The following is a 24,359-nucleotide window of genomic DNA, read 5'->3' as shown; positions in this document are numbered from 1 at the left end:
TTGCGATGCACGGGGCTTTCAAATTTGTTGCGATCTTCGGGGTCGGTTTTTCGCTTGCAAGCCATACGCCGTTACCGGCGTTTCCGGCCTCCACTCTCGATGCTCTTGATCCCAGTCACCTGGCCACCCTGTTCTGTGGGGCGGAACAGGCAGGGTCGACCTTGGCTCGCGAACTTCTGATCGCTTCGGCCTTTGCCGCGCCAGCAAGTGAAGCGGGGCCTATTCCGCTTTTCGCCGATCTCACCACGTCGCCGTTTCCCCTTTCAACCCGCGATACGCAGGCGCGGCGCTATTTCAGCCAGGGGTTGCTCTTGACCTATGGCTTCAACCATGCGGGGGCGGTGCGGTCTTTCCGCGAGGCGCAGCGGCTCGATCCGAAATGTGCGATGTGCTGGTGGGGCGAAGCGCTTGCCCTCGGCCCGAACATCAATGCGCCGATGGACGATCGCGATCAGGTGGCGGCGCTCGATGCGATGGACCGGGCGATGGCGCTGCGCGACGGGGTATCTCTCCTGGAACGGGCGCTCATCGAAGCGGTCGCGCACCGCTATTCGCGCGATCCGGGGGCGGATCGGGCGATGCTCGATGCGGCTTATGCCGACGCGATGCTCGACGTTGCGCGCCGTTTCCCGGCTGACGACGATGTCGCGGTGCTCGCTGCCGAGGCTGCGATGGACACCAGCCCATGGAATTATTGGGAGGCGGACACGAGAGCGCCGGTAGGCCGCAGCAGCGAAGCGGTGCGGCTGATCGAAACCGTGCTGGGTCGCAACCCTGCGCATGTCCAGGCGAACCATCTTTATATTCACCTGATGGAAGCGAGCGATCCGCAACGCGCGGAAGCCGCCGCGGATCGGCTGGCGAACCCGCGCGCGCCGAGCGCGGCGCATCTGGTCCACATGCCGGGGCATATTTATCAACGGCGCGGGCGTCACGCCGATTCGATCCGTGTGAACGTCGCGGCGGCACGCGCCGATGAAGCCTTCATCCGCAGTGCCGGCGATCACGGCATCGTCCGCTATGGCTATTATCCGCACAATATCCACTTCATCGTAACGTCGGCGCAGATGGCGGGTGATATGGGAACGGCGATCCGCGAAGCGCGACGGCTCGGCAAGGTGCTCGACCCTGCGACATCGGAGCGAATCGCATGGATTCAGTCGATCGACGCGGCGCCCTATCTGGCGATGGCGCAATTTGCCGAACCGAAGGAGATATTGGCGATGACGGCGCCCGACACGCGTCTCGCCTATCCGACCGCGATGCGCCATTATGCCCGCAGCATCGCCTATGCCCGCCTCCGCGATCGAGCCGGATTTGACCGCGAACTGGCGGCGCTGGCGCGCCTGAGGATGTCGGACGCCATGAAGGGGATGATCGATCAGGGCGTACCGGCCGCCGATCTGGCTATGCTCGCCGAACTGGTCGCGCGGGGCCGCTTCGCCTCCGCTGAGCGCCGCTACGACGATGCGATCGGCTTCTATCGACAGGCGCTCGAGATCGAGCGACAGATACCCTATCAGGAGCCAGCCTATTGGTATTACCCAGTTCGACAGGCGCTGGGTGCGGCGCTGTTCCAGGCAGGGCGTTATGCCGATGCCAGCGAAGCGTTTCGCGGCGCGCTGGCGCAGACGCCAAACAATGGCTGGGTCCTTTACGGCCTTGGCCGCAGCGAAGCGATGCAGGGACACAAGCTGGAAGCCGCAGCGGCGGACAGGGCCTTGTCGAAGGCCTGGCTGGGCGACGTCCGCTGGCTCCGGATGGACCGGCTATAGTCTCGCGTCAGGCCGCCGTCACTTCCAGCCCGCGCTGCACCGCCGGCCGTGCCAGACCGTGGTCGAGCCAGCGCGCGACATGCGCGAAGCGGTCAAACCCGACGATCTCGCGCGCTTCATAGAAGCCGATCAGGTTGCGCACCCAGCCGAGCAGCGCGATGTCGGCGATGCTGTAGCCTTCGTCCATTACCCACTCGCGGTCCGCCAGTCGTTCGTCGAGCACGCCCAGCAGCCGCGCCGATTCGGCCGCGTAGCGGTCGCGCGGCCGCTTGTCCTCATAATCCTTGCCGGCGAATTTGTTGAAGAAGCCGAGCTGACCGAACATCGGTCCGACACCGCCCATCTGCCACATCAGCCACTGGATTGTCTCGTACCGCGCGTTCGGTTCGGCGGACAGGAACTGCCCCGTCTTGTCTGCGAGATAGATCAGGATCGCCCCCGATTCGAACAGCGCCAGCGGCTTGCCGCCCGGCCCGTCGGGGTCGTAGATCGCCGGAATCTTGCCGTTGGGATTGAGCGACAGAAAGGCCGGATCGTGGCTTTCGTTCGCCATGATGTCGATGCGGTGGGGCTCATAGGAAAGGCCCGTTTCCTCCAGCATGATGCCGACCTTCACCCCATTGGGCGTCGGCGCGGAAAAAAGCTGGAGCCGTTCGGGGTGCTGCGCCGGCCAGCGCGCGAAGATCGGATGGGTCATGCGTCCTTCTCCCGTTTGACCTGCTCGTGGTGGCGGATCACCTCGTCGATGATGAAGCGCAGGAATTTCTCGCTGAACTCGGGGTCGAGGTCGGCCTCGCGCGCCAGGCGACGCAGCCGCTCGATCTGCCGCGCCTCGCGGCCGGGGTCGGCGGGGGGCAGGTCGATCCGCGCTTTCAACTCGCCGACCGCCTTCGTCACCTTGAAGCGCTCGGCGAGCATATAGACGAGCGCGGCGTCGATATTGTCGATGCTCTGGCGGTAACGGCTCAACTGGTCGTCCATCGTGCGGGCGGCTCCTCTTGTTCGCGGCACGCTTGGCACCGCGATGGGGGCACTGGCAAGCCGAAAGTCGTTGCAAAAATAGGGCAGCGCGGCCAAGGCAGCGCTCGTCATGACTGCCGAAATCCATCAGCTTCACGGGGATCGCCCGGCCTCGCTCGACCCGATGATGGCGCTCGTCGCCGCCGACATGAACGACGTCAATGCGGTCATTCTCGACCGCATGCAGTCGGAAATCCCGCTGATCCCCGAACTCGCCGGCCATCTGATCGCCGGCGGGGGCAAACGGATGCGGCCGATGCTGACGCTCGCCGCGGCGCAGCTTCTCGACTATCCGGGCCGCCGCCACTGCAAGCTCGCCGCCGCGGTCGAGTTCATCCACACCGCGACCCTGCTCCACGACGACGTCGTCGACGGTTCCGACTTGCGCCGCGGGCGAAAGACCGCGAACATCATCTGGGGCAACAGCGCCTCGGTGCTCGTCGGCGACTTCCTCTTCGCCCGCTCGTTCGAACTGATGGTCGAGGACGGATCGCTGAAGGTGCTTAAGATCCTCAGCCACGCCTCGGCGGTGATCGCGGAGGGAGAGGTCAACCAGCTTTCGGCGCAGCGCCGCGTCGAGACGAGCGAGGACCAGTATCTGGCGATCATCAACGCCAAGACCGCCGAGCTCTTCGCCGCCGCCAGCCGCATCGCCGCGGTCGTCGCCGAACGCGACGAGGCGACCGAGGCCGCGCTCGACGCCTATGGCCGCAACCTCGGCATCGCCTTCCAGCTCGTCGACGACGCCATCGATTATGTCTCCGATGCCGAGACGATGGGCAAGGGCGTCGGCGATGATTTTCGCGACGGCAAGGTCACGCTGCCGGTCATTCTGGCCTACGCCCGCGGCAGCGCCGAGGAGCGCGAGTTCTGGAAGCTGGCGATGGCCGGCCACCGCATCTCCGACACCGACCTGGCGCAGGCGACCGATCTGCTGCGCCGCCACGGCGCGATCGACGACACGCTCGCCCGGGCGCGCCACTATGGCCAGCGCGCGGTCGATGCGATCGGCGGCTTCCGCGCGAGCCAGGCCAAGGCGGCGCTGACCGAAGCCGTCGCCTTCGCGGTCGCCCGCGCCTATTGAGGCGGCGATGGCCGCGCAGCGCCCGCCGCTTCCGATCGACGCGGTCCTTCCCGACATTGTCGCGTCGCTGACGCTGCGGCCCAACGCCGTTGTCGTAGCGCCGCCGGGCGCCGGCAAGACGACGCGCGTCGCCCCCGCCATCCTCGGCCAGCCGTGGTGCAAAGGGGCGGTATGGCTGCTCTCGCCCCGCCGTCTCGCCGCCCGCGCCGCTGCCGAGCGCATCGCCGAGGAAATGAGGGAGGCGGTCGGGGACACGGTCGGCTATGCGACCCGGCTCGACAGCAAACAGTCGCAGGCGACGCGGCTGCTGGTCATGACGCCGGGGCTGTTCCGCAACCGCATCCTCGCCGATCCCGAGCTGGCCGGCGTGTCGGCGGTGCTGTTCGACGAGGTCCACGAACGCAGCCTCGACGGCGATTTCGCGCTCGCGCTTGCCATCGACGCGCAGCAGGGGCTGCGCGACGACCTGCGCCTCGTCGCGATGTCGGCAACCCTCGACGGCGCGCGCTTCGGGGCGCTACTCGGCAATGCGCCCTTGGTGAAGAGCGAGGGCCAGAGCTGGCCGCTCGACGTCCGCTACATCGGCCGCCGCGCCGAGGACCGGCTCGAGGCGAGCTTGCTCGCCGCGGTGCGACAGGCGCTGGCCGATGAGGGGGAAGGCGACATGCTCGCCTTTTTGCCGGGCGCCGCTGATATCGAGCGCGCGGCGGCGGCGGTCGAGGAGGCGCGGCTGCCGCTGATCGTCCATCGGCTCCACGGGCAGATCGACCCCGCGGTACAGCGCCGGGCGCTGGCCCGCGACCCCGAGGGACGGCGCAAGCTGATCCTCGCGACCAGCATCGCGGAGACCAGCCTGACCATCGACGGGGTGCGGATCGTCATCGACGCCGGCCTGTCGCGCCGCCCGCGCTTCGACAAGGCGGCGGGGATCGCCCGGCTCGTCACCGAACGCGCGAGCCAGGCGTCGGCGACCCAGCGCGCCGGCCGCGCGGCGCGGCAGGGGCCGGGCGTCGCCTATCGCCTGTGGGAGGCGCCCGCGACCGCGGGGATGCCGCCCTTCGATCCGCCAGAGATCCACGAGAACGACCTGATGCCCGTCGTGCTTGACTGTGCGAGCTGGGGTATCGTCGATCCGCGCCAACTGGGCTGGCTCGACCCGCCGTCGCCCGCCGCCATCGCCGAGGCCAGGGCGCGGCTGATCGCCATCGGTGCGCTTGGCGAGGATGGCCGCATCACCGCGCATGGCAAGGCGCTCGCCGCGGTGCCGTTGCCGGTGCCGCTTGCGCATATGCTGCTCGATGCTGCTATGGCGGGTGAAGCCGAGTTGGCAGCGCGGCTCGCGGTGCTGCTGACCGAGCCGGGGCTCGGCGGACGCGGCGTCGATGTCGAGGTGCGGCTTGGGCGCTGGCGCGGCGCCAAGGGCGAACGCAACGAAGGTGCATGGCGGCTCGCACGCCGTCTCGCCGGCGTCGGAGAGCGGCTTGCCGCCGACCGCGACCGTGTGCCGGCGCGTTCGACCGGTGGCTGGATCGCGACCGCCTGGCCTGACCGCGTCGCCCGCGCCCGGGCCGGGCAGCGCGGCGAATATCTGAGCGTCGGCGGCCGCGCCTATCGCCTCGATCCTGTCGATCCGCTCGCGGGCAGCGAATGGCTCGCCATCGCCGACGCGCAGGGCCACGCCGCCGGCGTGCGCATCCTCGCCGCCGCCGCGATTGACGCGGTCGAGGTCGAGGCGCTGTTCGCCGACCGCATCGTGGCCCATGCCGCGAGCAGCTATGACGCGGCGAACGACCGCGTCGATCATCGCCGCGAACGTCGGCTCGGCGCGATCGCGCTGACGAGCGGGCAGGCGGGCCGCGGCGAGGGGGGCGAAGACGATGTCGCGGTGCGCCTCGCCGCGGTGCGCGACAAAGGGCTCGGGCTGATCGGCTGGGGTCCGGCGTCGCAAGCGCTGCGCCAGCGCGCGTCCTTCGCCGGACTCGACACGCTGACGCCCGCCGCACTCGCCGACAGCCTCGACCTGTGGCTTACGCCACTGCTCGCCGACAGCCGCGGACTCCGCGACATTCCTGACCGCCGGCTGGTCGACGCGCTAACCGGTCTGCTCGACTGGCCGGCGCTGCAATTGCTCGAAAAGCGCGCGCCCGCCGACTATGCGACCCCCGCGGGCAGCCGCCACCCGATCGACTATGGTGCCGAAGGCGGGCCGACCGTCGCGGTGCGGGTGCAGGAACTGTTCGGCCTGACCCGCCACCCAAGCGTCGGCGAACCGCCGGTGCCGCTGGTCCTCGCGCTGACCTCGCCCGCGCACCGCCCGATCCAGACGACGCGCGACATCGCCGGCTTCTGGGGCGGAAGCTGGCACGACGTCGCGCGCGCGATGCGCGGCCGTTATCCGAAGCATAGCTGGCCCGACGATCCGGCCGCCGCGCGCCCGACTCTGCTCACCAAGGCGGCGCAGGCGCGGCGCGACGCGCAATAGCCCCTTTCCGCCGCCGCGGCTTGCGGCTAAGGCGGCGGCATCGGCAGCATTTATGAGGACGAGCGATGAAAGCGCGGATTTTCCAGAAGCCCAAGAACGCGATGCAGTCCGGCCGCGCCGGAACGCAGCGCTGGATGCTGGAATTCGCGCCCGCGGAAGCGCGCAAGGCCGATCCGCTGATGGGCTGGGCTGGCAGCGGCGACACCCGCCGCCAACTCCGCCTCGGCTTCGCGAGCCGTGACGAAGCGCTCGCCTATGCCGCCCGCAACGGCATCGAGGCCGAGGTCGTGCCGACTCCCGCGCGGACGCTAAAGATCCAGGCCTACGCCGACAATTTCCGCTGAGCGGTCAGGCGTCCGTATCCGGCTGCAACAGCTTGTGCAGGTGGACGACGACATATTTCATCTCGGCATCGTCGACGGTGCGCTGCGCGGCGGCGCGCCACGCCTTTTCGGCCGACTTATAGTCGGGAAACAGGCCGACGACGTCGAGGGCGTTCAGATCGACGAAATCGAGGTGCTGCGGATCGCTGACGCGTCCGCCGAATACGAGGTGCAATTTGCTCATGATGCTGTCCTTGGCGCGGTGCGCGTGGGAGGAATGGGCCGCCCCCTAACAGCGCCGGATCGCCACGGCAAGCGGCTCAGTCGTCGTTGCCGCGCGCCTTTGGCAGTAGCGAGCCGAGCAGCGCGCCGATCGCGACCGCGCCGGCGACCAGCGCCATCGGCTGCTTCTCGGCGACGGTCTTGAGCTTGCTGTTGGCGCGCTTCGCCTGCGCCTTGCCCTTTTCATAAGCCTGGCCGGCCGCCTCGCGCGCGGCGTCGGCCTGCTCGCGACCCTTCGCGGCAAGCTCGCTGGTCGCGGTGCGGGTGCGGTCGGCGAGTTCGCCGGTCGCGGTGCGGGCACGGCCGTAGCCGTCCTGGATGCGCGCACGCGCGGCTTCTGCGGTCGCCTTAGCATTTTCGGCGGTTTTTTCCGCAAGTTCATTCGCTTTCGCGCGCGTTTCGCGGGCGGTTTCACCGAGGGGTTTCATCATCTTCCTCCATCAGGGGTTCGTCATCGGCCGCATCGGCCGTCTCGTCATGGATGTCCGGCCGCAGCCGGTCGAGCGTGGCGTCGGCCAGATCGCGCAGCTTGCGGCCGAACCGGGGCGCATGCGTCTTGATCGGTTCGCGCAGCAGCCAGATGGTTCCCGCCACCGCGGCAAGCGCGATCGGCAATCGGTTGCGGCGAAATTCGTCGCGCATCGCCTGGGCGGTGTCGTCGACCGTTTCGCCGATCCGATATTTCGCGCGGCCGACGAGCGCCGCCGGAGCAAAGGCGTCGCGTGCGACGCCGAGCTTGCGCCTGAGCTGGCTGCGCTGGAGCATCGAACGGCGCGCGGCGTTGATCAGGCGGGTACGCGACGGACCCATCATTCCTCCTCCGCCACTTCGTGGACCAGGTCGCGGCGCAGCGCCGTGCGCACGTCGCGCCAGTGGTGCGCCGCGCGCCAGCCGGTGAAGGCGGCAAGCGCGATCAGCGCCGCAAAGACGATCAGCGTCGCCGCCAGCGGGCCGACATGCGGCGCAAGCACCATGATCGCGCCGAATGCCACCGCCAGCATCGCGACGAGCAGCGCGCAGGCGGCGATGAAACCCCAGGCCGACGTCCATTTGATCGCGTGCCAGGCAAGCGATCCGCGCGCCTCGATCAGCGCCATCTCGGCCTTGGCGGCCGCCGACACATTTTCGACGACATCGCGCACGATCGCGTCGAGCGGCACCGGTGGTGGCGCTTCGGCGCGACCTTCGGGCGCAAAGCCGTGGCTCACCCGGTCATAACCGGGCGGCGCGGGGTCGGATGCGGCGGTCGGGTCGGGAGAGGTCAAGGCGCGATCAGTCGTTCGATCCGCCCTTCAGCATCCGGGCCAGAACGAAGCCGATCACCGCCGCGGCGCCGACCGCGACTGCCGGGCTCTTCTTGACGAAGTCGCGCGTCGCGCCCGCCAGTTCGTCGAGATCCTTCTGGTCGAGCGTCGAGGCGAGGCCGGCGACGGTTGAAGCGGCCGAACGCGCATAGTCGCCGTACTGCTTGCCGAATTTGGTGTCGACGGTGCCGGCGCTGTCCTCGAGCATCTTGGCGAGACTGCCGACGGCTTCGGCGGCCTTGTCCTTGCCCTTGGTCGCGGCATCGCGCGCCTTGGCCGAAGCCTGGCCCGCCAGCGTCGACGCTTCGTCCTTCAGCGAAGCGGCCTTCTTCGACGCCTCGCTCTTGATCGTGTCGCGCGTCGCGGCAAGCTGGTCGCGGATCGGATGATCCTTCGCGGCCTTCACGGTCGCCGGCTTGCGCGCGGGCGCCGCCTTGGTCGCACCGGCCTTCGCGGGCGCCTTGGGACGGGGAGCAGCTTTCTTCGTCGCGGGAGTAGCGGCCTTCGCCATCGGATTATCCTCTTCTTCTTATGCGGACGCCACGCCGGGTTCTGCGCCCGCCGTGCCGGTCCCTTTCGGTCCTGCCTAAATATAGCAAGACACGGGCGATGGTTCCATAGCGCCGCAAAATTCCTATGCGCGGTTGCGCTAGGGGCAAGGCGCCGATAACAGGCGGGCGCCTTTCCCATCCGGCTCTTTCCAGCCGCCAGCAGGACGACATCCATGACCGCCATCATCGACATCCACGGCCGCGAAATCCTCGACAGCCGGGGCAACCCGACCGTCGAGGTCGATGTGCTGCTCGAGGATGGCAGCTTCGGCCGCGCCGCGGTGCCTTCGGGCGCCTCGACCGGCGCGCATGAAGCGGTCGAACTGCGCGACGGCGACACGGCTCGCTACCTCGGCAAGGGCGTGACGAAAGCAGTCGCCGCGGTGAACGGCGAGATCGCCGACGCGCTGATCGGCATGGAGGCCGAGGATCAACGCGATCTCGACATGGCGATGATCGACCTCGACGGCACGCCGAACAAGGGCCGCCTCGGCGCCAACGCGGTCCTCGGCGTCAGCCTCGCCGCCGCGAAGGCCGCCGCCGACGCGCGCGGCCTGCCGCTCTATCGCTATGTCGGCGGGGTCTCGGCCCGCACGCTCCCCGTTCCGATGATGAACATCATCAACGGCGGCGAACATGCCGACAATCCGATCGACGTTCAGGAATTCATGGTCATGCCCGTCGGCGCCGGCAGCATCGCCGATGCGGTGCGCTGGGGCAGCGAGATTTTCCACACGCTGAAGAAGGGGCTCGCGCAAAAGGGCCTCGCTACCGCGGTCGGTGACGAGGGCGGCTTCGCCCCGAACCTCGCCTCGACGCGCGACGCGTTGGACTTCATCGCCGCCTCGGTCGAACAGGCGGGCTTCAAGCTCGGCAGCGACGTCGTCCTCGCGCTCGACTGCGCCGCGACCGAATTCTTCAAGAACGGCAAATATGAGATCAGTGGCGAGAAGCTGTCGCTGAGCCCCGAGCAGATGGCCGACTATCTCGCCGCGCTGGTGAACGACTATCCGATCAGGTCGATCGAGGACGGGATGAGCGAGGATGATTTCGCGGGCTGGAAGGCGCTGACCGACCTCGTCGGCGACAAGTGCCAGCTCGTCGGCGACGACCTGTTCGTGACCAACCCGGTGCGCCTCGAAGAGGGCATCAAAACTGGTCTCGCCAACTCACTGCTCGTGAAGGTCAACCAGATCGGCACGCTGTCGGAGACCCTCGACGCCGTCGATATGGCACACCGCGCGCGCTACACCGCGGTGATGTCGCACCGCTCGGGCGAGACCGAGGATTCGACGATTGCCGACCTCGCGGTCGCGACCAACTGCGGCCAGATCAAGACCGGCAGCCTCGCGCGCTCGGACCGGCTCGCGAAATACAACCAGCTCATCCGCATCGAGGAAGAACTGGGCGACATGGCGCGCTATCCTGGGATGGCGATTTTCGGCTGATCGCAATTCGGTCGGGCTGCGGCATCTGGTGCCTTGACGCCACGAATCACTTGTGATTCAAGGCCCTGATGACGCAGCGCCACAAAATCCGCAAATCGGTGAACCGGGCCGTCGGCCCGACCGTTGCGGTGATCGCGGTGCTGGCGATGATCGGCTATATCATCTTCGGTCCGACCGGCCTCTATGCCTGGGGCGATTACCGCCAGTCGGTCGAGAAAAAGCGCGTCGTGCTGACCGAGCTGACCAAGAAGCAGAAGGATCTGCAGAACCGGGTCAATCTGCTCGACGGCCGGCGCGTCGACCCCGACCTTGCCGACGAATATGTGCGCGAGAAGCTGGGCGTCATGCACCCCGACGAAATCGCGATCCCGATGGACGGGAACGAGAAGCCTTGAATGCTGCAAATCCCTCCTCTTCAGAGGAGGGGCAGCGAGACTTGGGCGCTTCGCACCCCAGTCGCAGCGGGGTGGTGCGTGCCTTCGTGCGCGCTGCGCGCCACCACTCCAAACCCCTCCTCTGAAGATGAAGGACTTCGCGTTTACACGCCCGATTGCAAAAATTGCATACGTAACGCCCGGCCCGCCGACTGCCCAGGCGGACGTTGCCAAGCGGGTCACCCGGGGCCTATAGGGAGCCTTGCCGTAACGGCTAAACGCAAAGGAAATCGCCTTGGCCAAAGCACCCGCGCGCAAACCAGCCGCGCCAAAAAAATCCGCTTCCACCCCAGCTCCCCAGTCCAACCGCGAGATGCCTCGAGACCCCGCGCCCTATGAGGCGTCGCCGGAGGAACTCGAAACCTTCTATCGCGAGATGCTGCTGATCCGCCGCTTCGAGGAAAAGGCGGGCCAGCTCTATGGCCTCGGCCTGATCGGCGGGTTCTGTCACCTCTATATCGGGCAGGAGGCGGTCGCGGTGGGCCTGCAGTCGGCGCTCGACGGCGACAAGGACAGCGTGATCACCGGCTACCGCGATCACGGCCACATGCTCGCCTATGGCATCGATCCCAAGGTCATCATGGCCGAGCTGACGGGGCGCCAGGCCGGCATCTCGAAGGGCAAGGGCGGCTCGATGCACATGTTCAGCGTCGAGCATAAATTCTACGGCGGGCACGGCATCGTCGGCGCGCAGGTCGCGCTCGGCACCGGCCTTGCCTTCGCGCACAAATACCGCGGCGACGGCGGTGTCGCCATGGCCTATTTCGGCGACGGCGCCGCGAACCAGGGGCAGGTGTACGAAAGCTTCAACATGGCCGAGCTGTGGAAGCTGCCGATCATCTTCGTGATCGAGAACAACCAGTACGCCATGGGCACGTCGGTCAACCGCAGCAGCGCGGAGGACCAACTCTATCGCCGCGGCGAGAGCTTCCGCATCCCCGGCATGCAGATCGACGGCATGGACGTGCTCGCGGTGCGCGGCGCGGCCGAGGCGGCGCTCGAATGGGTGCGCGCGGGCAAGGGGCCGATTCTGCTCGAGCTCAAGACCTATCGCTATCGCGGCCATTCGATGTCCGACCCCGCCAAATATCGCAGCCGCGAAGAGGTGCAGGCGGTGCGCGACAAGTCGGATGCCATCGAGCATCTCAAGAAGCTGATGCTGGACGCCGGAATCGCCGAGGACAAGTTCAAGGAGATCGACAAGGAAATCCGGGCGGTGGTGAGCGAGGCGGCCGACTTCGCCGAAAGCGCACCCGAACCCGACCTTCCCGAACTCTATACCGACGTGCTGGTGGAGCAATATTGAGATGGCGATCGAATTGAAGATGCCGGCGCTGTCGCCGACGATGGAGGAAGGCACGCTTGCCAAGTGGCTCGTCAAGGAGGGCGACGCAGTCCAATCGGGCGATATCCTCGCCGAGATCGAGACCGACAAGGCGACGATGGAATTCGAAGCCATTGATGAAGGCACGATCGCGCAGATACTGATCCCCGAGGGCACCGACAATGTGAAGGTCGGCACCGTGATCGCGACGATCGCGGGCGAGGGGGAGGAAGGGCCTGCTGAACAAAAAACCGTCGCCCCCGCGCAGGCGGGGGCCGCTAGCAGTGGTGAGCCGGCTCCAGCGGCTCCCGCCTCCGCGGGGGCGACGGCTGAGTCTGCGCCGGCTCCGGTGGCCGAAAAACCCGCCCCCGCCGAACGCGCATCCGACCCCGCGATCCCCGCCGGCACCGCGATGCAGCGGCTCACGGTGCGCGAAGCATTGCGCGACGCGATGGCCGAGGAGATGCGGAAGGACGACCGGATCTTCGTAATGGGCGAGGAAGTCGCCGAATATCAGGGCGCCTACAAGGTTACCCAGGGCCTGCTCGACGAATTCGGGTCGAAGCGCGTCGTCGACACGCCGATCACCGAATATGGCTTCGCGGGTCTCGGCACCGGGGCCGCCATGGGCGGCCTTCGTCCGATCATCGAGTTCATGACCTTCAACTTCGCGATGCAGGCGATCGACCATATCATCAACTCGGCGGCGAAGACGAACTACATGTCGGGCGGCCAGATGCGCTGTCCGATCGTGTTCCGCGGCCCCAACGGCGCCGCGGCGCGCGTCGCGGCGCAGCACAGCCAGAACTACGCGCCCTGGTATGCGAGCGTGCCGGGCCTGATCGTGATCTCGCCCTATGACGCGGCCGACGCGAAGGGCCTGCTCAAGGCCGCGATCCGCAGCGAGGACCCCGTCGTCTTCCTCGAAAACGAGCTGCTCTACGGCCGCAGCTTCGACGTGCCCGAGGTCGAGGATTTCGTGCTGCCGATCGGCAAGGCGCGGATCATGCGCGAAGGTGGCGACGTCACCATCGTCAGCTATTCGATCGGTGTCGGGCTCGCGCTCGAAGCGGCCGATGCGCTGGCGGGCGAGGGGATCGAGGCCGAGGTCGTCGACCTTCGCACCCTGCGCCCGCTTGACACCGCGACGGTGCTTGCGAGCCTGAAGAAGACCAATCGCCTCGTGATCGTCGAGGAAGGCTGGCCGACCTGCTCGATCGCCAGCGAACTGGCGATGGTCGCGATGGAACAGGGCTTCGACGACCTCGACGCCCCGGTCACCCGCGTGTGTAACGAGGACGTGCCGCTGCCCTATGCCGCCAATCTCGAAAAGGCGGCGCTGGTCGACACCCCGCGCGTGATCGCGGCGGTGAAGGCGGTGTGCAACCGCGGCTAACTCCCAACGCTACGTCCAAAACCCGCTCGTGCTGAGCTAGTCGAAGCGCCGTTCTTCTCTGCAAAAAAGAACGGCGCTTCGACTAGCTCAGGGCGAGCGGTTTTTATTTTGCGCGCTCTGTTCTAACGCACGGCGGACATGACAGGCGAAACCGAACCTCTTGAGAGTGTATACCCCGATCTTCGCGACCCGCGCGTGACGGTCGCGGTGCCGCGCGAACGCCGCGCGGCGCTCGCGACGCTGTGGGCGCTCGCCGAGCGCCTGACGAAGCTGCTCCATGACTCGCGCGAGCCGCTGATCGGGCAGATCAAGCTCGCCTGGTGGCGCGACATGCTGGCGCTACTGGCGAGCGACCCCGCCGCGCTACCGAAGGGCGAGCCGCTGCTCGCCGAGCTGCAAGCGAGTTGGGCGGGGCAGGGCGGGCTCGGCGCCCTCGCCGACGCTGCCGAGGCGATGCTGCTCGCCGAAAGCGACGAGGCGCGGCGCGATGCGGCGAAGGCCTTCGGTGCCGTGCTGTTCCGCCTGGCGGGCGCGTCCGGCGCGGCCGGAAACCGCTGGGGACTGGTCTGGGGCGCTGCCTTGCAGGAGGACGAAACCGCGGCGCGCGACCTGTTCGCGGCCGCGCGCGCCGAGCCCGCGCCGCCGCGCGCCGCGTTCGCCGGTCAGCGCGCCCTGTTGATGCTCGACCGCTGGGCGGCGGCGATCGCGGGGCGGGGCGGCGAACGGCGCTGGCGCAGCGAAGGACTGCTATTGCTGCGGATCGGCCTCACCGGCCGCTGACGAATAAAATGCACCGGGGGTGGAAATGCCGCCCGCCACCCTCTATCTTGCGCCGACCACAGGATCGCAGGGGACAATGCGATGTTCAACGGGCTGGTCGCCTATCTCGACTCGATCAAGGCGCGCGACCCCGCGCCCCGGTCGCGGTGGGAAATCCTCCTCTACCCGGGGCTGCTCGCGGTGGGCATGCACCGCATCGCGCATTGGCTGTTCGAGGCCGAGCTGTTCTTTCTCGCCCGCTTCGTCAACCATCTGGCGCGCTGGCTGACCGGGATCGACATCCATCCCGGAGCGACGATCGGCCGCCACCTGTTCATCGACCATGGCTTCGGCGTTGTCATCGGCGAAACCGCGGAGATCGGCGATAATGTCTCCATCTATCAGGACGTGACGCTGGGCGGCACCGATCCCGCCAACGGCGTCGGCGGCAAGCGCCACCCGACGCTGTGCGACGATGTGATCGTCGGCTCGGGCGCGCAGATATTGGGGCCGGTCATCGTCAACGAACGCGCGCGCATCGGCGCCAATGCCGTGGTGACCAAGGACGTGCCCGAGGGCGCGGTGATGGTTGGCATCCCGGCGCGCTCGACGCTGGTAGACGCGGCCGAATATGCGCGCGAATTCGTTCCCTATGGCACGCCGTGCAGCGAGATCTTCGACCCCGCGACGCAGAAGGTCGAGATTCTCCAGTGCCAGCTCGAACAGATGCAGAAGCAGCTCGCGGCCTTGATCGCCGAACGCGATGCGACCGACGACGATGAAGCGCCGAGGCGTAAAGGGAGCCGGAATCGCGCCTGATGGGGAATGTGACGCCTCTGCCGCACGCGATCCGCGCGGTACCGCAGCAGACCGGATTCGCCCGGCACGAATTGACCCGCATCCTCGACCTTTACGGCCGCATGGTCGCGGCGGGGAAGTGGCGCGACTATGCGATGGATTTCCATCGCGACGTCGCGATCTTCTCGGCCTTTCGCCGCGCTGCGGAGCGTCCCGAATATCGCATCGAAAAACGCCCCGCCTTGCGAAGCCGCCAGGGCATGTGGGCGCTGGTCTCCGAAGGCGGGGCGATCCTGAAGCGCGGGGACGAGCTGTCGAACATACTCGCCCCCGTCGAGCGCAAGCTTATGAAGCTGGTTGCGGACTGATCGTCGCCGGAAGCTGATCCGCCAGATGGGCGGGCAGCATCCCCACAACCACCGCGCGGGCGTTCTGCCAGAAAGCCGACAGCAGCAGCAGGGCCGAACCGATCACGAAGGCCGTCAGCGCGACGTTGAGTTCGACCGCGCCGAAAGTCTGGAAGAGTTGGGTCAGCGCGAACAGCACATAGGCGAGCGCCGAGACGAGCAGGGCACGGCGGTCGATCGCCAGCGCGACCAGCCCGAACGCGATATAGATGCCGATCACCATCACCGCGGCGACGCTCGAGATATCGTCGCCCTGCGTCACGCCGAGCAGGAAGAAGATCGGGTGCGCGATCATCGGCGCGGCGAGCAGGTGAAGCCAGAAGGCGACGTCGCTGCGCCGCGTCTGGCGCACCCGGTCGCTGCGGTCCCACCACATGGCGAGCGCGAAGACGCCGAGCCCGGCAACGAGCACCAGCGCCATCACCAGCGTTTGCGAATCCCGCGGCACGCCGGTGAGCGACAGGATCAGCGCCACCGCGGTCGCCGCGAGCGCCGCGGTTCCCGCCGCAACGGTGATCGGCACCATGAAGCGCCGCCAGTGCAGCCAGGTCGCTCCCGCGGTGACGAGCGCGATGCCTCCGATCAGCAGCGCGCCGACCGTTTCGCCCGGATCGTTGCCGAGCATCGCCTCGCCATGTTCGACCAGAAAGCCGATCATCGTCGCCGCGACCCCGCCGGCGAAGGCGAGCATCAGCACGATGCTGGGCAGCGCCATGCGCCGTTTCCGCGTGAAATATTCGGCAAGGAACCAGGCCGATGCGGCGACGAAGGCACCCGCGAGCGCCTTGTAGATCGACTCCCCGATCCACGCCACCGCGACGAGCAGGATCACCGCCGCGATGCTGACGAAAATATCGTTGAATCCGGTGATGAGGCGGAAATGTTCCTCGTCCGCTCCGGGGGCGGCGCGGACCGACGCGATGTGCGATCGGAAAGCCGCGGCGGCCTCCGGCGTCAACACTCTGGCATCGACCGCGGTTTGCAGGTCGCTTTCACTATACATCGGGGTCGTCCTTCTAGACCGATCCCCTTGCCCCGCGCCGGTTATCGCACGGGCGTGTTAGTGTGTCAATACAGTGTGACTATGGGCAGCCCTTCCCCCTCGATGGGGGAAGGATACGGAGCCTTATCGCGACGCGATTAGGCGGAGTTGGATGGGGGTGACGGTGCGTCCTTCGACCGCCGTCTCAGGCAGAGACCGCCCCCCCATCGCTGTGACTAGGCGGCAAGCCGCCAAGTCTCGCAGCCTCCCCCATCAAGGGGGAGGGCAATTACCCCAGCGCCTGCAACGCCTTCATCACAATCATCGACTGCTCGCTGCCCGACTGCGGGACGATCTCGCCATTGCGGTCGATGATCTTGTCCCACGCCGCCGCGATGCCTTCGGGGGTGCGCTCATCCTCGGGTAGCGCGACGCCGGGGGTCGCGGTGACATAGGCGGCGTGATAGGCGCCCGCGCCCGCGCCGACGATCATGTTGGTGGGGGCATCCTCGCTGACCAGGAACAGCGCCGCCGGCACGACATTCTCCGGCGTGAATTTCTCGAACAGTTCGGCCGGGAAGATGTCCTCGGTCATTCGCGTGCCCGCGACCGGCGCGATCGTGTTGCAGCGGATGTTGTATTTCGCACCCTCGAGGTGGAGCGTCTTGGTCAGTCCCGCGAGCCCCAGCTTCGCGGCGCCATAGTTGGCCTGACCGAAATTGCCGTAGAGCCCAGTCGACGAGGCGGTCATCAGGATGCGGCCATAGGCCTGCTCGCGCATCAGGTCCCAGCACGCCTTGGTGACGTTGGCACTGCCCAGCAGGTGGACCTGCACCACCAGGTTGAAATCCTCCATCGTCATCTTGGCAAAGCTCTTGTCGCGCAGGATGCCGGCGTTGTTGATCAGGATGTGGACGCCGCCCCATTCCTCCTTCGCCTTGGCGACCATCTCGGCCATATGCTCATATTCAGTGACGCTGCCGCCGTTCGACATGGCGGTGCCGCCCGCCGCGCGGATTTCCTCGACGACCTGCAGCGCCGCATCCGAATGGCCGGTGCCGTCGCGCGCGCCGCCCAGGTCGTTCACAACGACCTTCGCCCCGCGCCGCGCCAGTTCGAGCGCATAGGCGCGGCCCAGTCCGCCGCCGGCGCCGGTCACGATGGCCACCCGGCCGTCAAAATTGATCGTCATGATGAACTCCCAAAGCAGGGGCCCCGATGGGTTGCCCATGAAAACTGGCCCGTCCTTAGCCGTTCGCGGCGCGCTGGCAAGGGTGAATGAAATCGCGGCCTGTCATCGAAATGTCACGAAAAAGACGTGCAACTGTCATTTGCCGGTCATAACAGCGCCCCCAGATTGTCACCCTTACGCAATGGAGCAACACCCTATGCGCCCGCGCCCGATTGCCGCCCTGCTGGCGACCACGATGTTGGCTATGCCCGGGGCGGCCCACGCGCAGGCGATGGACGCGGAGGAAGCGGCGGCGCTGCGCGCCGAACTCGCGACGTTGCGCGCCAAGGTCGAAACGCTCGAAGCTCGGCTCGATGCTGCGACGGCGCAGCCTGTTTCGTCGCCCGCGCCAAGCGCCCCTCCGGCGCCCGCCGAACCCGCACCGGAGATCGCGTGGAAAGGCGCGCCCGAGATCAAGACCGCCGACGGCTGGAGCTTCAAGCCGCGCGGCCGCATGCAGGTCGACGTCGTGGGGCTCGACACGCCGGCGGGCGTGACCGGCGCGCGCGGCGGCCTGGCCACCGAATTCCGCCGCGTTTATCTGGGCGTCGACGGCAAGATTCCCGGCGGCTTTTCCTATCGCGTCGAGGCCGATTTCGCGAACAATGCGGTCGAACTGACCGATGTCTATCTCACCTATGGTCCGGGGCCGCTGTCGGTCACGGTGGGACAGGTCAAACCTTTCTGGTCGCTCGACGAGATGACGAGCGACCTCTTCACCAGCACGATGGAGCGCGCGGCTTTTTCGCAGGCCTTCGGCTTCGAGCGCCGCGTCGGCCTGTCGGCACAGTACAAGGGCAAGGCGCTGCTGCTGCAGGGCGGGATATTCGGTGCCAACGCCGACGATCTGCTCGACGACAGCAATGACAGCGTCTCCTTCGATGGGCGCGCGGTGTGGATGCCGAAACTCGGCGAGACCCAGTTTCACCTCGGCGGATCGCTGCACCTGCGCGACCTTGGTAACCCGGCGGCGACCGTCCGCTACCGCTCGCGGCCTTTCGCCCATACCACCGACATGCGCCTCGTCGACACCGGCGAGTTCGACGCGAAGGGCGAACGCGGCATGGGGCTGGAAGCCGCGGTGATCGCGGGGCCGTTCCACGCGGCGGGCGAGGGCTATTGGCAGACGGTGCGCCGCCGCGGTTCGACCGATCCCACCTATTTCGGCGGCTATGCCGAACTCGGCATGGTGCTGACACCCGGCGACCGCCGCGGCTACAAGGATGGCGCCTTCGACCGGCTCAAACCCTCACGGCCGATCACCGAGGGCGGCATCGGCGCGATTGAGCTCAACGCCCGCTACGACCATCTCGACCTCAACGATGCGGGGCTGGTCGGCGGCCGCCAGCAGGCGGCGCTGCTGTCGCTGGTCTGGGCGCCGATCGACTTCGTCCGCCTGACCGCCAACTACGGAAAGCTGTGGATCGACGACGCCCGCGTCGCGACCGCGACGGGCGACCGCGATTATACTGCGGACACCTTCGGGCTGCGGACGCAGATCGATTTTTGATGGGGCGGGGCCGCCTTGGGGGTGGGAAGCGGATATTGCATAACTCGTCGCCCCCGCGAAGGCGGGGGCCGCTGGAGGCTTATTCCTGCGCCGCTGCGTAAGACGACGGCGGCCCCCGCCTTCGCGGGGGCGACGGCTGTTATTCGGCCGAAACCGGCCACTCCCTTGGCTCGGTCGTGTCGAGCGAAGTCGGGACCTCCTCGTCCCGCGAATCCGATGGGCGTCTGTTCAGATGCTCTTCCCCGCATCGAGCGCATAACCCGCGGAGCGCACCGTGCGGATGATGTCCGTGGTGCCGGGCAGGTTGATCGCCTTCCGCAGCCGCCGGATATGCACGTCGACCGTCCGCAGCTCGATATCGCTGTCCTGCCCCCAGACGCTGTCGAGCAATTGCCCGCGTGAGAAGACGCGCCCCGGATGCTCCATGAAATGTCGCAGCAGGCGGAACTCGGTCGGCCCCATGTTCACGATCTGCCCGTTCCGCACCACCTTGTGCGCGACCGAATCGAGCTCGATGTCGGCATAAGCGAGCAGTTCGCCGGCCAGCGCGGGGCGCAGGCGGCGAAGCACCGCCTGGACGCGCGCGACCAGCTCGCGCGGGCTGAACGGCTTGGTGACATAATCGTCGGCGCCGGTTTCCAGACCGCGAATACGATCCTCTTCCTCGCCGCGCGCGGTCAGCATGATGATCGGGACATTGGCCGACTTAGCGTTACGCCGAAGGCGGCGGCAGACCTCGATTCCGGGCAGGCTCTCGATCATCCAGTCGAGCAGGACGATGTCGGGCACGCGCTCCTCGACCAGCATCAGCGCCTGTTCGCCGTCGGGGGTCTGGCGCACCGAATAGCCTTCGCGCGCGAAGTGCCAGACGATGAGTTCGGCGATCGCCTCGTCGTCCTCGATCAGCAGAAGGTCGGGCTGCGGCATCAACCTTGCTCCTGCTCCGCGGCGGCGCTGTCTTCGGGGCTTTTGCCGCGCTCGCGCTCCTCCATCCGCTCGCCGGTGACGACATAATAGACCATCTCGGCGATGTTGGTCGCATGGTCGCCCATGCGCTCCAGATTCTTGGCGACGAACAGCAGGTGTGCGCTCTCGGTGATATGCTTCGGATTTTCCATCATGAAGGTCACGAGGGTGCGAAAGATGCTGTTGTAGAAATCGTCGACATTCTTGTCGCGCACCGTCACCCGCACCGCGAGTTCCGCGTCGCGCGCCGCGAAGCTGTCGAGCGCGTCGTGGACCAGTTCGGCGACCAGCGACGACATCGAGGTCAGCACCGGGATCGCCTCGATCGAGCGCGTCGGGTCCATCAGCGCGACGCGCTTGGCGATGTTCTTCGCATAGTCGCCGATGCGCTCGACGACCGAGACGATCTTCAGCGCCGCGATCATCTCGCGCAGGTCGTCGGCCATCGGGGCGCGGAGCGCGATGGTCTGGACCGCGAGTTGCTCGACCTCGGCTTCGAGCGCGTCGATCTTCTTGTCGCCCTCGACGACTTGCGCCGCAAGGCTCTGGTCGCCGTTGCCGAGCGCGGTCATCGCCTGGAGCAGCGCCTGCTCGGCGCGCCCTCCCATCTCGCTGATCAGGCCGCGCAGGCGGTTCAGATCCTCGTCGAAGGCCTTGACGGTATGTTCGTTGACTATTGCCATCGTAACTTCCTTTCGCGGCTACGGCTCAGCCATAGCGGCCGGTGATATAATCCTTGGTGCGGTCCTGCTTCGGGTTGGTGAAGATATCGGTGGTCTTGCCATATTCGACCAGCGTCCCGAGGTGGAAAAAGGCGGTGCGCTGCGACACGCGGGCCGCCTGCTGCATATTGTGGGTGACGATCACGATCGCATATTTGCCGCGCAGCTCGTGGATCAGTTCCTCGATCTTCGCCGTGGCAATGGGGTCGAGCGCCGAGCAGGGTTCGTCCATCAAAATCACCTCGGGGTCGACCGCGATCGCGCGGGCGATGCACAGGCGCTGCTGCTGGCCGCCCGACAGCGCGGTGCCGCTTTCGCCGAGCCGGTCCTTGACCTCGTCCCACAAGCCGGCGCGGACGAGCGCGCGCTCGACGATGCTGTCGAGGTCGGCCTTCGCCGCCGCCAGCCCGTGGATGCGCGGGCCATAGGCGACATTGTCGTAGATCGACTTGGGGAAGGGGTTCGGCTTCTGGAACACCATGCCGACGCGGGCGCGAAGCTGCACCACGTCCATCGACGGCGCATAGATATCCTCGCCGTCGAGGGTGATCCGGCCCGTGACGCGTGCGCTCGCGACCGTGTCGTTCATCCGGTTCAAGGAGCGCAGGAAGGTCGACTTGCCGCAGCCCGACGGGCCGATGAAGGCGGTGACGAGGTCGGTGCCGACGTCGATCGACACGTCCTTGATCGCCTGCTTGTCGCCATAGAAGACGTCGACCCCTTCGGCCTTCATCTTGGGATCGGCGATAGTGAGATCGTCTTGGGTCATGGTCATATTGCCTGGTTTACCAGCGTTTTTCGAACTTGTTGCGAAGATAGATGGCCAGTGCGTTCATCGACAGCAGCAGGATGAGCAGCACGATGATCGCCGCGGACGTCTTCTCGACGAAGCCGCGGTCGACCTCGTCCGACCACAGGAATATCTGCATCGGCAGCACCGTCGAGGGTGAGCAGATGCCGTTCGGCACATCGCCGATGAAGGCGCGCATCCCGATCAGCAGCAGCGGCGCCGTCTCGCCCAGCGCGCGCGCCATGCCGATGATCGTGCCGGTCAATATGCCGGGCAGCGCGAGCGGCAGGACGTGATGGAACACCACCTGCACCGGGCTTGCCCCGACGCCGAGGGCCGCGTCGCGGATCGACGGCGGCACCGCCTTGATCGCGTTGCGCGCGGCGATGACGATCACCGGCATCGTCATCAACGCCAGCGTCAGCCCGCCGACGAGCGCGCTCGCCTGGCAGAGCCCGAACCAGTTGATGAACACCGCGAGCGCGAGGAGGCCGAAGATGATCGAGGGCACCGCGGCCAGATTGTTGATCGACACCTCGATCAGGTCGGTCCAGCGGTTCTTGGGCGCATATTCCTCGAGATAGAGTGCCGCGAGCACCCCGGTCGGAAAGGCGATCAGAAAGGCGATGACGATCGTCAGCACCGACCCCTTGAGCGCGCCCCAGATGCCCGCGACCGCGGGATCGGTCGCATCGGCGTTGCGGAAGAACGGCCAGTGGATGCCGGTCGACAGCCGCCCGTTCGCCTTCAGCGCCGCGACCCGCGCGCCGAGTTCGCCCTTCGCGCCCTCCTTGGCGGCGATGTCGATACGGCTCGACGCCGGCAGCTCGAAGACAGTCTTGCCGGTCAAGAGGTCGGGATCGGCCTTGATCGCCGTCCGCACCTCTTTCCACGCATTTTCGGAAATCACGTCGGACCCGCCTTCGCCCAGCGCCTCGCCGGCGGCAAAGGCGACGATGTCGGACAGGCCGGCGTTCGCGATGACCTGATCGGCGTCGGGGTCGTCCAGCCGCGAGGCATCGACCGTCAGCGGGGTCGCCTTGAAGTCGATCGGCACCGCAACATGCGTATAGGTAAAGCCGCGCGCGCCGTTGCCGACCATCACGAACAGCAGAAAGGCCAGGAACAGGCCCGACAGCAGCACCGCGCCCAGCCCCAGCGCCTTGAAGCGGCGCTCGGCGGCGTAGCGCCGCGCGATACGGCTCTGCATCGCGGGGGCGTTCCAGTCGGTCGGGGCGGTGTCTCTATTCATAAGCTTCGCGATATTTCTTCACGATGCGCAGCGCGACGATGTTGAGCAGCAGCGTGACGAGGAAAAGGACGAGCCCGAGCGCGAAGGCGGCAAGCGTCTTGGCGCTGTCGAACTCCTGGTCGCCGGTCAGCAGCTTGACGATCTGCGCGGTCACCGTGGTGACGCTGGCAAAGGGGTTGGCAGTCAGGTTGGCGGAAAGCCCCGCCGCCATCACCACGATCATCGTCTCGCCGATCGCGCGGCTGACCGCGAGGAGGATGCCGCCCATCACGCCCGGCAGCGCGGCGGGGATCAGCACCTGGCGGATCGTCTCGTTCGGCGTCGCGCCGAGTGCGAGCGAGCCGTCACGCATCGCCTGCGGCACCGCGTTGATACTGTCGTCGGCCATCGACGAGACGAAGGGGATGATCATCACCCCCATCACGATGCCCGCGGCGAGCGCGCTTTCGGTCGAGGCATTGGGCACGCCGAGCATCACGGCGAAATTGCGCAGCGCCGGCGCGACGGTCAGCGCTGCGAAATAGCCATAGACGACGGTGGGCACCCCCGCCAGAATCTCGAGGCACGGCTTCACCCAGCGGCGCACGCGCGGTGCGGCATATTGGGTCAGATACACGGCGCTCATCATGCCGATCGGGATCGCGACCAGCATCGCGATGATCGCGCCGATCAGCACCGTGCCCCAGAACAGCGGGATGCCGCCGAAGGTGTCGGCGACCGGCGCCCCGCTCTGCGGGTTCCAATACGTGCCGAACAGAAGTTCGCTCACCGGCACCAGGCTGAAAAAGCGCAGCGATTCGAACAGCAGCGACAGCACGATGCCGAAAGTGGTCAAAATCGCGACCAGCGAGGCGAGCAGCAACAGCAGCATCACGATCCGCTCGACCCGCGTGCGGGCGCGGAACTCGGGCCGGATGCGCGTGAAGGCATAGGCCCCGCCCGCCAGCGCGAGCGCCAGCATCGCCGCGATGCCGATCCACGCATAATGCGCCGTCGCCTCGGCATAGGGCTTCACCAGCGGCGCCGCGGCGGGCAGCCGCACAGCGGCTTGCTGCCCCTGCGCGACGCTGCGCGCGTCGGACAGGATCGCCCCGCGCTCGAAACCGAAGGCGGGCAGGCTTTCCGCCGCGGGCGTGGTCAGCACCTGGTTGGTGATCAGCGCCGGCGACGCGCTCGTCCAGACGGCGAGGAAGATCGCGGCGGGCGCGAACAGCCACAGCGCGACATACCAGCCATGATATTGCGGCCGCGAATGCAGCTTGCGGCCCGCACGCCCCGCCAGCATCGCCGAGCGCGCGCGGCCGGCCAGCCAGCCGATCAGTGCGAGGCCGAGGATCAAAAGCAGCAGGGCGGCGGCGTTGAAGGTCACTGGCTTCTCTTGACCTGCCCCCAACTCCGTTCGCCCTGAGCTTGTCGAAGGGCCGTTCTTGTCTTCGACCGAAAGAAGAAGGACGGTGCTTCGACAAGCTCAGCACGAACGGAGAGAGGGGAATATAACATAAGAAAAACGGCGGCCGGG

General features: G+C 67.1%; 26 protein-coding genes. 12 read left to right on the top strand and 14 right to left on the bottom strand.

Features of this window, described 5'->3' with window-relative positions; genetic code table 11:
• Positions 1–5: 5 nt before the first annotated feature.
• The gene (locus FHR21_RS07975) at positions 6–1,775 is read left to right on the top strand and encodes a tetratricopeptide repeat protein (RefSeq protein WP_184097039.1); all 1,770 of its coding nucleotides are present in this window, start codon (positions 6–8) and stop codon (positions 1,773–1,775) included.
• A gap of 7 nt (positions 1,776–1,782) precedes the next feature.
• Here FHR21_RS07975 and FHR21_RS07970 read toward each other — a convergent pair whose 3' ends face one another.
• Both FHR21_RS07970 and FHR21_RS07965 read right to left on the bottom strand, forming a co-directional pair.
• Positions 1,783–2,472: a glutathione S-transferase N-terminal domain-containing protein gene (locus FHR21_RS07970; RefSeq protein ID WP_184097037.1), complete on the bottom strand. Its 690-nt coding sequence runs from the start codon at positions 2,470–2,472 to the stop codon at positions 1,783–1,785.
• On the bottom strand, positions 2,469–2,756 hold the full coding sequence (locus tag FHR21_RS07965) for a chorismate mutase (protein WP_184097035.1): 288 nt from the start codon (positions 2,754–2,756) through the stop codon (positions 2,469–2,471). Before FHR21_RS07965 ends, FHR21_RS07970 begins: the two co-directional genes overlap by 4 nt.
• 109 nt (positions 2,757–2,865) lie before the next feature.
• Between FHR21_RS07965 and FHR21_RS07960 the strand changes: the two genes are divergently transcribed.
• The 3 genes from FHR21_RS07960 to FHR21_RS07950 all read left to right on the top strand — a co-directional run bounded on the left by FHR21_RS07960 (position 2,866) and on the right by FHR21_RS07950 (position 6,705).
• Complete coding sequence (locus FHR21_RS07960; RefSeq protein ID WP_184097033.1) at positions 2,866–3,879, top strand: polyprenyl synthetase family protein; 1,014 nt, start codon at positions 2,866–2,868, stop codon at positions 3,877–3,879.
• 7 nt (positions 3,880–3,886) lie between these two features.
• The gene (hrpB, locus tag FHR21_RS07955; protein ID WP_184097031.1) at positions 3,887–6,361 is read left to right on the top strand and encodes an ATP-dependent helicase HrpB; all 2,475 of its coding nucleotides are present in this window, start codon (positions 3,887–3,889) and stop codon (positions 6,359–6,361) included.
• A 65-nt stretch (positions 6,362–6,426) separates the two neighbouring features.
• Complete coding sequence (locus FHR21_RS07950; RefSeq protein ID WP_184097029.1) at positions 6,427–6,705, top strand: ETC complex I subunit; 279 nt, start codon at positions 6,427–6,429, stop codon at positions 6,703–6,705.
• Positions 6,706–6,709: 4 nt separating this feature from the next.
• Here the strand turns inward: FHR21_RS07950 and FHR21_RS07945 are convergent, their stop codons facing one another.
• The 5 genes from FHR21_RS07945 to FHR21_RS07925 form a co-directional block, all read right to left on the bottom strand.
• On the bottom strand, positions 6,710–6,928 hold the full coding sequence (locus tag FHR21_RS07945; protein WP_184097027.1) for a DUF4170 domain-containing protein: 219 nt from the start codon (positions 6,926–6,928) through the stop codon (positions 6,710–6,712).
• A gap of 76 nt (positions 6,929–7,004) precedes the next feature.
• Entirely contained in the window at positions 7,005–7,394 is a 390-nt protein-coding gene (locus FHR21_RS07940) for a hypothetical protein (RefSeq protein ID WP_184097025.1), read from the bottom strand.
• The gene (locus tag FHR21_RS07935; RefSeq protein WP_184097023.1) at positions 7,378–7,776 is read right to left on the bottom strand and encodes a hypothetical protein; all 399 of its coding nucleotides are present in this window, start codon (positions 7,774–7,776) and stop codon (positions 7,378–7,380) included. Before FHR21_RS07935 ends, FHR21_RS07940 begins: the two co-directional genes overlap by 17 nt.
• On the bottom strand, positions 7,776–8,231 hold the full coding sequence (locus tag FHR21_RS07930; RefSeq protein ID WP_184097021.1) for a phage holin family protein: 456 nt from the start codon (positions 8,229–8,231) through the stop codon (positions 7,776–7,778). Before FHR21_RS07930 ends, FHR21_RS07935 begins: the two co-directional genes overlap by 1 nt.
• Before the next feature lie 7 nt (positions 8,232–8,238).
• Positions 8,239–8,781: a hypothetical protein gene (locus FHR21_RS07925; protein ID WP_184097019.1), complete on the bottom strand. Its 543-nt coding sequence runs from the start codon at positions 8,779–8,781 to the stop codon at positions 8,239–8,241.
• 213 nt (positions 8,782–8,994) lie between these two features.
• Here FHR21_RS07925 and eno point away from each other — a divergent pair, with 213 nt between their 5' ends.
• From eno to FHR21_RS07890, 7 genes are all read left to right on the top strand, one after another.
• Positions 8,995–10,269: a phosphopyruvate hydratase gene (gene eno / locus FHR21_RS07920; RefSeq protein WP_184097017.1), complete on the top strand. Its 1,275-nt coding sequence runs from the start codon at positions 8,995–8,997 to the stop codon at positions 10,267–10,269.
• 68 nt (positions 10,270–10,337) lie between these two features.
• Positions 10,338–10,664 carry an FtsB family cell division protein gene (locus FHR21_RS07915; protein WP_184097015.1) on the top strand — a complete coding sequence of 109 codons (327 nt, stop codon included), beginning with the start codon at positions 10,338–10,340 and terminating at the stop codon, positions 10,662–10,664.
• A gap of 274 nt (positions 10,665–10,938) precedes the next feature.
• On the top strand, positions 10,939–12,009 hold the full coding sequence (gene pdhA / locus FHR21_RS07910; protein ID WP_184097013.1) for a pyruvate dehydrogenase (acetyl-transferring) E1 component subunit alpha: 1,071 nt from the start codon (positions 10,939–10,941) through the stop codon (positions 12,007–12,009).
• 1 nt (position 12,010) lies between these two features.
• Complete coding sequence (locus tag FHR21_RS07905) at positions 12,011–13,423, top strand: pyruvate dehydrogenase complex E1 component subunit beta (protein WP_184097011.1); 1,413 nt, start codon at positions 12,011–12,013, stop codon at positions 13,421–13,423.
• 138 nt (positions 13,424–13,561) lie between these two features.
• Entirely contained in the window at positions 13,562–14,203 is a 642-nt protein-coding gene (locus FHR21_RS07900) for a hypothetical protein (RefSeq protein ID WP_184097009.1), read from the top strand.
• 81 nt (positions 14,204–14,284) lie between these two features.
• Positions 14,285–15,001: a serine O-acetyltransferase gene (gene cysE / locus FHR21_RS07895; RefSeq protein ID WP_184097007.1), complete on the top strand. Its 717-nt coding sequence runs from the start codon at positions 14,285–14,287 to the stop codon at positions 14,999–15,001.
• The gene (locus FHR21_RS07890; protein ID WP_184097005.1) at positions 15,001–15,348 is read left to right on the top strand and encodes a DUF2794 domain-containing protein; all 348 of its coding nucleotides are present in this window, start codon (positions 15,001–15,003) and stop codon (positions 15,346–15,348) included. Before cysE ends, FHR21_RS07890 begins: the two co-directional genes overlap by 1 nt.
• Here FHR21_RS07890 and FHR21_RS07885 read toward each other — a convergent pair.
• Positions 15,326–16,390: a DUF2339 domain-containing protein gene (locus tag FHR21_RS07885; protein ID WP_184097003.1), complete on the bottom strand. Its 1,065-nt coding sequence runs from the start codon at positions 16,388–16,390 to the stop codon at positions 15,326–15,328. The two genes, FHR21_RS07890 and FHR21_RS07885, sit on opposite strands and share 23 nt — an antisense overlap.
• Before the next feature lie 268 nt (positions 16,391–16,658).
• The gene (locus FHR21_RS07880; protein WP_184097001.1) at positions 16,659–17,561 is read right to left on the bottom strand and encodes an SDR family NAD(P)-dependent oxidoreductase; all 903 of its coding nucleotides are present in this window, start codon (positions 17,559–17,561) and stop codon (positions 16,659–16,661) included.
• A gap of 196 nt (positions 17,562–17,757) precedes the next feature.
• Here FHR21_RS07880 and FHR21_RS07875 point away from each other — a divergent pair, with 196 nt between their 5' ends.
• Entirely contained in the window at positions 17,758–19,110 is a 1,353-nt protein-coding gene (locus FHR21_RS07875) for an OprO/OprP family phosphate-selective porin (protein WP_184096999.1), read from the top strand.
• Positions 19,111–19,338: 228 nt separating this feature from the next.
• Here FHR21_RS07875 and phoB read toward each other — a convergent pair whose 3' ends face one another.
• Genes phoB through pstC form a run of 5 tightly spaced genes read right to left on the bottom strand, consistent with a single transcriptional unit; the run spans position 19,339 to position 24,209 of the window.
• On the bottom strand, positions 19,339–20,037 hold the full coding sequence (gene phoB, locus FHR21_RS07870; RefSeq protein ID WP_184096997.1) for a phosphate regulon transcriptional regulator PhoB: 699 nt from the start codon (positions 20,035–20,037) through the stop codon (positions 19,339–19,341).
• Positions 20,037–20,759: a phosphate signaling complex protein PhoU gene (phoU, locus tag FHR21_RS07865; protein WP_184096995.1), complete on the bottom strand. Its 723-nt coding sequence runs from the start codon at positions 20,757–20,759 to the stop codon at positions 20,037–20,039. The genes phoB and phoU overlap by 1 nt, the downstream gene beginning before the upstream one ends.
• Before the next feature lie 25 nt (positions 20,760–20,784).
• Positions 20,785–21,567: a phosphate ABC transporter ATP-binding protein PstB gene (gene pstB / locus FHR21_RS07860; protein ID WP_420825274.1), complete on the bottom strand. Its 783-nt coding sequence runs from the start codon at positions 21,565–21,567 to the stop codon at positions 20,785–20,787.
• A gap of 16 nt (positions 21,568–21,583) precedes the next feature.
• On the bottom strand, positions 21,584–22,840 hold the full coding sequence (gene pstA / locus FHR21_RS07855; RefSeq protein ID WP_184096991.1) for a phosphate ABC transporter permease PstA: 1,257 nt from the start codon (positions 22,838–22,840) through the stop codon (positions 21,584–21,586).
• Positions 22,833–24,209: a phosphate ABC transporter permease subunit PstC gene (gene pstC / locus FHR21_RS07850; RefSeq protein WP_184096989.1), complete on the bottom strand. Its 1,377-nt coding sequence runs from the start codon at positions 24,207–24,209 to the stop codon at positions 22,833–22,835. The genes pstA and pstC overlap by 8 nt, the downstream gene beginning before the upstream one ends.
• Positions 24,210–24,359 lie beyond the last annotated feature (150 nt).

It is taken from the genome of Sphingopyxis panaciterrulae, assembly GCF_014199295.1.
Lineage (GTDB): Bacteria > Pseudomonadota > Alphaproteobacteria > Sphingomonadales > Sphingomonadaceae > Sphingopyxis > Sphingopyxis panaciterrulae.
This window is presented reverse-complemented; position numbering and strand designations above follow the sequence as displayed.